The sequence below is a fragment of the Peptoniphilus sp. genome, from assembly GCF_022767005.1.
In the GTDB taxonomy this organism is placed as follows: domain Bacteria; phylum Bacillota; class Clostridia; order Tissierellales; family Peptoniphilaceae; genus Peptoniphilus_A.
Map to the genome: position 1 here is coordinate 1 of NZ_JALEOV010000041.1, position 9,991 is coordinate 9,991.

11 protein-coding genes and 1 other annotated feature are annotated in these 9,991 nt (G+C 32.2%); of the genes, 9 read left to right on the top strand and 2 right to left on the bottom strand.

Translation table 11 applies throughout. From position 1 onward, the window contains the following. Window positions 1-145: 145 nt before the first annotated feature. The gene (locus MR285_RS03235; protein WP_293557973.1) at window positions 146-373 is read left to right on the top strand and encodes a hypothetical protein; all 228 of its coding nucleotides are present in this window, start codon (window positions 146-148) and stop codon (window positions 371-373) included. Between the two features lie 84 nt (window positions 374-457). Here MR285_RS03235 and htpG read toward each other — a convergent pair whose 3' ends face one another. Continuing rightward, window positions 458-2,311: a molecular chaperone HtpG gene (htpG, locus tag MR285_RS03240; RefSeq protein ID WP_293557975.1), complete on the bottom strand. Its 1,854-nt coding sequence runs from the start codon at window positions 2,309-2,311 to the stop codon at window positions 458-460. Between the two features lie 270 nt (window positions 2,312-2,581). Between htpG and MR285_RS03245 the strand changes: the two genes are divergently transcribed. The 8 genes from MR285_RS03245 to MR285_RS03280 all read left to right on the top strand — a co-directional run bounded on the left by MR285_RS03245 (window position 2,582) and on the right by MR285_RS03280 (window position 9,693). After that, window positions 2,582-3,274: an ATP-binding protein gene (locus MR285_RS03245; RefSeq protein WP_293557977.1), complete on the top strand. Its 693-nt coding sequence runs from the start codon at window positions 2,582-2,584 to the stop codon at window positions 3,272-3,274. 10 nt (window positions 3,275-3,284) lie between these two features. Next, window positions 3,285-3,503 carry a 4Fe-4S binding protein gene (locus MR285_RS03250; RefSeq protein WP_083635532.1) on the top strand — a complete coding sequence of 73 codons (219 nt, stop codon included), beginning with the start codon at window positions 3,285-3,287 and terminating at the stop codon, window positions 3,501-3,503. Between the two features lie 11 nt (window positions 3,504-3,514). Further along, complete coding sequence (locus MR285_RS03255; RefSeq protein ID WP_293557982.1) at window positions 3,515-4,579, top strand: 3-methyl-2-oxobutanoate dehydrogenase subunit VorB; 1,065 nt, start codon at window positions 3,515-3,517, stop codon at window positions 4,577-4,579. Further along, window positions 4,579-5,331, top strand: a complete 753-nt coding sequence (locus MR285_RS03260; RefSeq protein ID WP_293557984.1) for a thiamine pyrophosphate-dependent enzyme — start codon at window positions 4,579-4,581, stop codon at window positions 5,329-5,331. Before MR285_RS03255 ends, MR285_RS03260 begins: the two co-directional genes overlap by 1 nt. Then, complete coding sequence (locus MR285_RS03265) at window positions 5,331-6,533, top strand: 2-oxoacid:acceptor oxidoreductase family protein (RefSeq protein ID WP_293557985.1); 1,203 nt, start codon at window positions 5,331-5,333, stop codon at window positions 6,531-6,533. Before MR285_RS03260 ends, MR285_RS03265 begins: the two co-directional genes overlap by 1 nt. 185 nt (window positions 6,534-6,718) lie before the next feature. Beyond that, window positions 6,719-6,965: a binding site (T-box leader), on the top strand. A 61-nt stretch (window positions 6,966-7,026) separates the two neighbouring features. Further along, on the top strand, window positions 7,027-8,040 hold the full coding sequence (locus MR285_RS03270; protein WP_293557987.1) for an ABC transporter substrate-binding protein: 1,014 nt from the start codon (window positions 7,027-7,029) through the stop codon (window positions 8,038-8,040). A gap of 5 nt (window positions 8,041-8,045) precedes the next feature. Beyond that, entirely contained in the window at window positions 8,046-8,921 is an 876-nt protein-coding gene (locus MR285_RS03275) for an ABC transporter permease (RefSeq protein ID WP_293557989.1), read from the top strand. Then, on the top strand, window positions 8,914-9,693 hold the full coding sequence (locus tag MR285_RS03280) for an ATP-binding cassette domain-containing protein (RefSeq protein ID WP_293557991.1): 780 nt from the start codon (window positions 8,914-8,916) through the stop codon (window positions 9,691-9,693). The genes MR285_RS03275 and MR285_RS03280 overlap by 8 nt, the downstream gene beginning before the upstream one ends. Before the next feature lie 82 nt (window positions 9,694-9,775). Here MR285_RS03280 and MR285_RS03285 read toward each other — a convergent pair. Then, window positions 9,776-9,991, bottom strand: a 216-nt coding sequence (locus tag MR285_RS03285) for a hypothetical protein (RefSeq protein WP_293557993.1), incomplete at its 5' end; no start/stop codon positions are given.

Genomic DNA, 9,991 nt, shown 5'->3' on the forward strand with positions numbered 1-9,991 from the left:
ATTTGGCATTTCAATGTATATAATGCTAATAATTCAACACATTATCTTTAACAAAAAGTTTGATGATATGTTGAAAAAGCTTGATAATTTAGAAAAAGAATTAAATGAAAAATCCATAAATAATAAATGAATTTGAGGTAATTATATGAAATATATAATAAAAATATTTTTATATCTGTTTTTAAACTTCATATTGGTACTTATAATTGGACAGAATTTTAGTGAAAACGATTCTGATTTAATTATTTCTATGTATATTTTTATTGTAGTTGTTTTTGTTGTTCTAAATGAAAAGTTAAATACTATTTTAGAAAAATTAGATAAGCAAGAAAAAGAATCTAAGGCTAGTGAAAATGAAAAGATTGAAAAATAATTTTAGTAAAGAAGGCTCTTCTCATAATGAAAAGAGCCTTTGCTTTGCAAAATATTTGTAATTGAATTTTATAAAATCTTTTGATTACATAAGTTTTGATACATTTCTAGCATAGGAGATTGGGTCTTTTATGTCGAGACCTGCCATTAGTCTTGCGCCATCGTAAAGCAATTCTGTGTAATTTTTAAATTCTTCTGAATCTTTGTCCATGTCCTTTAATTTTTTTACTGCGGGATGATTTGGATTTAATTCTAAAACTTTGTCGGCTTTAAAACCTTGGTTGTTAGGCATATGGCTTAAAGTTTTTTCCATTTCAATGGAAATTTCACCTTTGCTTGATAGATAAGCTGCATCATCTTTTAGATTTGGATTTTCCCTTATTGATGAAACTTCGCCAGATAAGATGTCTTTCATTTTCTTTACATAATCATCAAGATTTTTTTCATCTTCTTCTTTTGTGGCATCAGTTTCTGAAATTGATTTGAATTTTTTGTCGTCATACTGATCCATCATTTTTATTACAAATTCATCAATTGGGTCTGTTAGTGCAATAACTTCAATGTCTTTATCTATAAAGTGCTTTATTTGTGGAAGTTCCTTCACGCTTTCTATGGAATTTCCATTTGCGTAATAGATAAATTCTTGGTCAGGTGTCATGTCTTTTCTGTATTCATTGAAGGTTATATTTTCTCTCTTTGTAGTCGTGTATATAAATAAATCCTTTAGCTTGTCTTTGTCTGCTCCATAATTTTCGTAGGCACCAGATTTTAAACTTACGCCAAAGTTTTTGAAAAATTCGGCATATTTTTCTCTGTCGTTTTTAAGAATTTTTGCAAGTTCTTCTAGGATTTTCTTTTCAATGTTTTTCTTTATTAATTGAAGTTCACGAGTTTTTTGTAGCATTTCACGAGATATATTTAGTGAAATATCTTCTGAATCTACGACTCCCTTTATAAAGTTTAGATAATCAGGAAGAAGGTCTTCACATTTTTCCATTATTAGAACTCCATTGGAGTAAAGTTCAAGTCCACCCTTTCTATCTGGATTTAAGAAATCAAAAGGTCTTCTTGAAGGAATGTATAAAATTGCCTTAAAGGAAATCACGCCTTCTACGCTAATGTGTATGTGAGCTAGGGGATCTTCAAAGCCAAAATGTCTTTGTCTAAAGAAATTATTATAGTCATCTTCCTTTAGTTCATTTTTATTTTTTCTCCACATTGGCACAGATGAATTTAAGATGTCATCTTCTCTATAAGATTCAAATTTTGGGTCATCTTCTGTTGAGTCAGCTGCAGGTCTTTTCTTTTCAACTTCCATTTTTATTGGATAGCTAATGTAATTTGAGTAATGGCTTACAAGTTCTCTTATTTTGTATTCATCAAGGTATTTGTCATAATCTTCATCCTTAGAATTTTCTTTTAAGTGAAGAGTAATAACAGTCCCATGAGAATCCTTTTTACCACCTTCAATTGTGTAGCCCTTTGCTCCCTTTGATTTCCAAATATGAGCCTCATCTTCTTTATAGGATCTTGTCAAGACACTAATTTCATCTGCAACCATAAAGGCAGAGTAAAAGCCTACGCCAAATTGTCCAATAATTTCGTGGTCTTCATTTTTTTCATTTAATTTTTTAAAATCAAAAGAGCCTGACTTTGCAATTGTACCCAAGTTTTCCACTAGTTCATCTTCAGTCATGCCCACTCCATTATCTTCTATTGTAATTGTTCTTTTGTCTTTATCTGGTGTAATTCTAATATAATAATCTTCGTGGTTAAATTTTACATTGTCATCATTAAGGGCGATGTAGTACATTTTATCCATTGCATCAGATGCATTTGAAATTAATTCTCTTAAAAATATTTCTTTATTTGTGTAAATGGAATTAATCATTAAGTCCATTAATCTTTCTGTTTCGGCATTGAATTTTTTATTTTTCATATAATCACCTTTCTTTATTAGCACTCAATCTATGCCTCTGCTAATAATATATATCTTTTCTAAAAATTAGTCAAATTTTAAATAGTAAAGTTTTATTAAAAGATTTATTTTTTTAAAAATATTTTAATTAAAAATTTAAAATAAAATGTAGGTTTTAACTCACTAATTATAATATTTTTTAGAATTTATGAAGGGAAAAGTATATTGCAATTGTTTTCAATTTTTTGCAATTGATGTATAATATAATTGGTCTTTTAGAAGGGAGGAGAAATGTACACAGAAGTAGAAACAGGCAACAGAATAAAAATTATTACAGGACACTTTGGCAGTGGAAAAACTGAATTTTCAATTAATTATGCTTTATATTTAAAAAAGTATTTTGACAATGTTGCAGCAGTTGACTTGGATATTATTAATACATACTTTAGACTAAGAGAGAAAATGGATATTTTAAGCGAAAAAGGCGTGGAATCATTTTCATCTAGTATGCGTGAAAAAAATGCCTTGGACATACCAGCAGTTGATCCAGCAATTTTAAAGCCACTTGAAAATAAAAATTACATGGCTGTATTAGATGTTGGAGGAAATCCAAAGGGCTCCCTTTCTCTTGGAAGGTATAGAGATATTTTAAAAAGAGAGGGTTATGACCACTATTTTGTAATAAATAGAAATAGACCAGAGACTAAGGACTTTAAGTCCGTGCGAGATTTTATCGGACAAGTTGAAGGTCATTCACAAACTAGGGTTACGGGGATTATAAATACTACTCATTTTTTAAAAGAGACCACAGCTGATGATATTTTGTATGGTGATGAGCTTGCAAGGGAAGTTTCAGAGAAATTAAATCTTCCCTATGTATATGCAGTTTGCCTAAGGAGTATTGAGAGTGAAGTTAGAGCTTTAAATTTAGCAGCGGAAGTTTTTCCCATTGACTTATTTTTTAGAGAAGATTGGATGTTATAGGAGGTAAATAATGGCTAAAGGTAGAGTTGAGTTTGAAAGTGACAGATGTAAGGGTTGTGGACTATGCGTAACTGTATGTCCTAAAAATGTAATTGAAATTGACATCGACACTATTAATAAAAAAGGTTATGCACCTGCAATGGCAAAAAGACCAGAAGATTGTATTGCTTGCCAAAACTGTGCAATAACTTGTCCTGATTCAATTATTACAGTTTATAAAATTTCTTAAGGGGTGTTTACATGACAAAGGTACTTATGAAGGGAAACGAAGCAGTTGGTGCAGCAGCTATTGAAGCTGGTTGCAAATATTTTTTCGGTTATCCTATTACTCCTCAATCTGAAATTCCTGAATACTTATCAAGGGAACTTCCAAAGATTGGCGGATGTTTTTTGCAAGCTGAGTCTGAAGTTGCAGCTATAAATATGCTATATGGTGCTGCGGGATCTGGAGCAAGAGTTATGACTTCATCTTCTTCTCCTGGAGTTTCACTAATGCAAGAAGGTATTTCTTATATGGCAGGGGCAGAACTTCCTTGCGTAATAGTAAATATGATGAGAGGTGGTCCAGGACTTGGTTCAATTCAACCTTCTCAAACAGATTATTTCCAATCAACTAGAGGTGGCGGAAATGGCGATTATAGAACTATTACATTGGCACCATCTTCTGTGCAAGAACTTGTAAATTTAATTGAACTTGGTTTTGATTTAGCAGACAAGTATAGAAATCCTGTTGTAATTATGAGTGACGGTGTACTTGGACAAATGATGGAACCAGTTGAATTTGGAATGCAAGAAAAAATGGTTCTTCCTGAAAAAACTTGGGCAACAAGAGGCAAGGGTAAAAATCACGGAGAAAGAAATATTATAAATTCAATTTATCTTTCTGCTGATGAACTTGAAGAACATAATAAACACTTAATTGAAAAATATAGACAAGTTACTGAAAATGAAATTAGAGTAGAAATTGACGGCATTGAGGATGCAGATCTTGTAATTAGTGCCTATGGAACTACTGCTAGAATTGCAAAAAGTGCAATTGAACATTTAAGAAAAGAAGGCTATAAGGTAGGACTTATTCGCCCAATTACTTGCTGGCCATATCCATACGAAGCTTTCAAAGGAATAAATCCAAATTGCAAAGACATTTTAGTTTGTGAAATGAATCAAGGTCAAATGACTGACGATGTTAAGATTGCAGTTGAAGGTAGACAAAAGGTTCACTTCTTTGGAAGACAAGGCGGCGTAATTCCAAATGTGGAAGAAATTAAAGAAGCTGCCCTTAAAGTTTTAGGAGGTCTCAAATAATGGAAAAAACTAATGAACAAGTTTTATATAAATATTCAGAAGGTTTGACTAGAACTGAAACTCACTATTGTCCAGGTTGCACTCACGGTGTAATCCATAAATTAGTGGCTGAATCCTTAGTTGAACTAGGAGTTTTAGATGATGCAATTGGAGTTGCACCAGTTGGTTGTGCGGTTCTTGCATATAAATATTTTAATTGCGACATGCACGAAGCAGCTCACGGAAGAGCACCTGCTGTTGCAACTGGAATAAAAAGAGTACATCCAGATAATTTAGTATTCACATACCAAGGTGATGGCGACTTGGCATCTATTGGTACTGCAGAAATAGTTCAAGCAGCACATAGGGGAGAAAATATTTCAACAATTTTCGTAAACAACGCAATATACGGAATGACTGGTGGACAAATGGCACCTACAACTTTAGTTGGTCAAGTTACAACTACATCTCCTTATGGAAGAGATGAAGCATGGTGTGGTAAGCCAATTAAAGTTTCTGAAATGCTTGCTACAATTGACGGAGCAAAATTTGTTGAAAGAGTTTCAGTAGACACTCCAGCAAATATTAGAAAGGCTAAGAAAGCAATTAAAGAATGTTTTAAATATCAACTAGAAGGCAAGGGCTTTGGAATAGTTGAAGTATTATCATCTTGTCCAACAAACTGGGGACTTCCTCCTGCAGATGCACTTGCATGGTTAAGAGAAAATATGATTCCATATTATCCACTTGGAAACTTTAGGAGGGATGAATAATGGCTACAAGAAATATTATTGCCGCAGGATTTGGCGGACAAGGTATTATGGCAATGGGTCAACTTATAACTTATTCAGGAATGCTTGAAAACAAATTCGTATCATGGCTTCCAAGTTATGGTCCAGAAATGCGTGGAGGTTCAGCAAACTGCTCAGTAGTAGTTTCAGACGAACCTGTTGGTTCTCCAGTAATTTCACAAGCGACAGATGTAGTAGTAATGAATGAACCATCTTTAGAAAAATTTGAACAATATGTTGCGCCAGGCGGAAATTTATTTATAAATTCATCCCTTGTTAAAAAAGCACCAACAAGAGATGACGTAAATGTTTTTTCTATTCCAGTAAATGATTTAGCAAATGAACTTGGAAATGCAAAAGTAGCGAATATGGTAATGCTAGGTGCATTTTTACAAGTTACAAATACGGTTAAGACAGAATCAGTTATAAAAGCTTTTACAAAAGTTTATGGTGATGCAAAGAAAAAACTTCTTCCAATAAATGAAAAAGCAATTGCACTTGGACAAAATTCAATTAAAGAAGCAGGTTGCGTAGGTGGGGTATGTCAAATTCTTCCAGAAAAGACTAATTCACAAGTTAAGAGTTCTTATTCAAGACAAACTGCAGCTAATGTTGAACTTAGTGGAACAGATCTTGAAAACATTGAATACCTAAAGACGATCAAAAAATATTCAGCAGAAGATGACGAAAAAATTTTTGAAAATGAAATGACAATTGTTGATGAAGCACTTTTCATTGAAGAAGAATCTATTAAATTCTGTGACAAGGCAGCTGAAATTTTAAAGGGAGACGATGCAGGGAAAATTTTTGAATCACTTTCAAATCAATCAGAAGAACATATATCTTATTTAAAGGGACTAAAAGAATCTTTGAAGTCAAAGGACGAAACATCTTTTGTAGATAAAATGAAGGCAAAGCTTACAAAGAGAGAAGATTATGATTGGGGAAAAGTCGACCAAGAAAAGGCAAGACTTGCACTTAATGTATTTGCTATTGCAAAGGATATTAAAAATTCTTCTATTGCTTTTTATAATAAGGCGAAGGAAAATACAAATGATAAAAATGCAAATAAGTTATATGATGAACTAGAATATTGGGAAAATTTTCAATTAGAACAAGTGACAGGTCAGTACGAAATCTATAAGGAAGAATGGTGGGCCGACCAAATGTTCTCAAAAATGTAATAGTTTTTAAAGGAGCATCCGCGAGGTGCTTCTTTTTTACTTTTATGAAACTAAACATAAAAGTCACAAAAAATTTAAAAGCCAATAGACTTTGCAAATACAAAAGCATTAGTTTTTTAGACTTAATATATAAAAAAGTAAAAAAATCCTTGACAAAATTTTTAGATGAGTTTATATTATTATTTAATAAACTGATAAGGAAGAGTAGTAACTTCTTATGAACATCAAAGAGAGCGACTTAATTGGTGAAAGAGTTGTATGCGATTATTAAGTGAATGGACTTCTGAGGGCGGGAAGAAATAAATTTTTTAATTTAGAGTAATGCCCGACGGGACTTAGCCGTTAAAATAAGACCAATATGTTAGTATTGATGAGAGGGTGCTTTATGCAAAATTGGGTGGTACCGCAGAAGTTTAGACTTTTGTCCCATTAGGGATGGAAGTCTTTTTTTATTTCCATCCTTCTCTCACAGTTTGAGGAAAAGGAGAAAAAAATGAAAAAAATTTTGTTAGTATTGTCATTATTGTTGTTAGTAGGTTGTGCAAAAGGCGGAAAAGATGAGAGTGCTTCAAGTGGAGATGATGTTTTAAAAATTGGGATACTTCAGTTTGCACAACATCCATCGCTAGATAATTGCAGAGAAGGTGTAATTGAAGGACTAAAGGAAGATGGATTTGTTGAAGGTAAAAATTTAAAAATTGATTATCAAAATGCGCAAGCAGACATGGGAATTTCTGCACAAATTGCAAACTCTTTTGTGTCAAATAAAGTTGACATGATAATTGCAATAGCAACACCAGCTGCTATGAGTGCTTATAATGCAACATTAAATACAGATATTCCTGTTGTCTACACAGCGCTTTCCGATCCAGTAGCGGCACAAGTTGCAGATGAAAATAAAAATCCAGTGGGAAATATTACTGGTACAAGCGATATTCTTCCCGTAGAAGAGCAATTAAAGATGATTAGAGAAATTCTTCCCGATGCAAAAAATATTGGAATTCTTCACACATCAAGTGAAGCAAATTCTGATTCAATGTTAAAAATTTATAAAAATCTTGCAGGAAAATATAATTTTAAAATTGTCGATGAAGCAATAAACACAACATCAGACATACCACTTGCCACAGATAATATTTTGTCAAAGGTTGATGCAATTACAAATCTTTTGGACAACACAGTAGTAAATTCACTTCCAACTATTCTCGACAAGGCAAATGAAAAGAAAATTCCTGTATTTGGTTCAGAAATTGAGCAAGTTAAAATGGGTTGTCTTGGTTCAGAAGGCATTGAGTACATCTCTCTTGGAAATCAAACTGGAAAGATGGCATCAAAAATTTTAAAGGGCGAAAAAAAGGCAAAGGAAATGCCTTACGAAACAATTTTAGAACCAAATTTATATCTTAATTCAAAGGTTGCGGAAAATCTTGGAATAAAAATACCAAAGGATCTTGTCGATAGAGCAGTAGAAAATTTTTCTGAAATAAATTTAGCAGAAGGTAAATAAATAAAATGGATATTTTAATGGGAGTAATGGAACAAGGGTTAACTTATAGTTTCTTAGCTTTTGGTCTTTATATAGCTTATAGTATTTTAGATTTTCCAGATTTAACTGTGGACGGATCTTTTCCACTAGGTGCTGCTATAAGCGTTTTTGCAATTTTAAAGGGAATAAATCCAGCATTTGCACTTTTAATAAGTTTTATTGGAGGTGCAATTGCAGGTTCTCTTACTGGACTAATCCACATAAAATTAAAAGTAGAAGACCTTTTGGCAGGGCTTATAATGCAAACTGCACTTTGGACAATTAATTTAAAAATTGCAGGCAAAGCCAATGTTCCAATTTTTAACAATAGCACTATTTTTACTATGGGAATGGCAAATTTTATTCCCGAAAAATTATCAAAGTTCACAGTATTACTCATTATGATTCCTACAGTTATAATTATAAAAATTTTATTAGATGAATTTTTAAAGACAAAGGCAGGTTTTATTTTAAAAGCTTGCGGAGATAATGAGATTCTTGTTAGGACAATGGCAGTGGATCCAGGGACAGTAAAAATTTTAGGACTTTCCTTTTCAAATGGACTTGTGGCATTAAGTGGCGGAATAGTAGCTCAGGAGCAGAGGTTTTTTGAAGTTTCCATGGGAACGGGATCAATGGTCATGGGACTTGCGGCAGTTGTCCTTGGGATAAAACTTTTAGAAAATTTAAGTTATATTAAAGATTCCACAAAAGTTTTAATTGGGTCAATTTTATACAAAGCATCCATTGCCTTGGCAATTGCAATAGGATTTTCAGCAAACTCAATGAAACTTATAACAGCAATTATTTTTCTTGTAATTTTAATCGCGGGAAGAAGAAAGAAGAGGGTTAAAAATGCTTGAACTTAAATCAATTGACAAAACTTTTAATATTGGAACAATAAATGAAAATAAATTATTTCAAGATTTTAATTTAAAAGTTGAAAAGGGAGAATTTGTATCCATAGTCGGTTCCAATGGCTCAGGAAAGTCCACACTCTTAAATATTATTTGCGGCTCCATAAGGGAAGATAGTGGAGAAATATTAATAGATGATGAAAATCTTAAAAAAATTCCTGAACACAAAAGATATAAAAAAATTGGAAGAGTATTTCAAGACCCAAAAGTTGGCACATCTCCGAATATGACAATTTTAGAAAATTTGTCAATGGCAGAAAATAAAAATAAATCATGGAATTTAACTCGTGGAATAAATAAGAAGAAAAAAGAAATTTATAGAGAAATGCTAAGTGAAATTGGACTTGGACTAGAGGACAAGTTAGATGACAAGGTTGGGCTTTTATCTGGAGGTCAAAGGCAATCCCTTGCGCTACTTATGGCGACTCTTGTGCCCATAGACTTTTTAATCTTAGACGAGCATACAGCAGCACTTGATCCAAAGACTGCAGAGATAGTCATGCAAATCACAAATAAAATCGTGAGAGAAAAACATTTGACGGCATTAATGGTAACTCATAATTTAAAATATTCCTTAAAGTATGGAGATAGATTAATTATGATGCACAAAGGAAATAAAATTATGGATAAATCAGGAGAGATTAAGAAAAATCTAAAATTAGAAGATATACTAGATAAGTTTTACGAAATAAGTATAGAAGTTGGAAATTCCTTATAAAGCATAAATATCTCAAGTGTAAAAACCTCTCAATCACAATGAAAGAGAGGTTTATTATTTTATCGGAAAATTAAGGCATACTTTAGCGATTATTAGATTGTGGATAGCTAACAGTTACTATTAGACCATCGTAATCATTATAGGAATTATGGGATAAAGTAGAATCAAAATCATTTTCAAGAAGTTCTCTGCACTTTGAATCTAATATTTTGTCAATTTCTTCAATAGATTTATCGCCAAAAATTTTTGATTGATCTTTTAAAGAATAACCAACAGTAACAATTTTCTTTACTTTAGG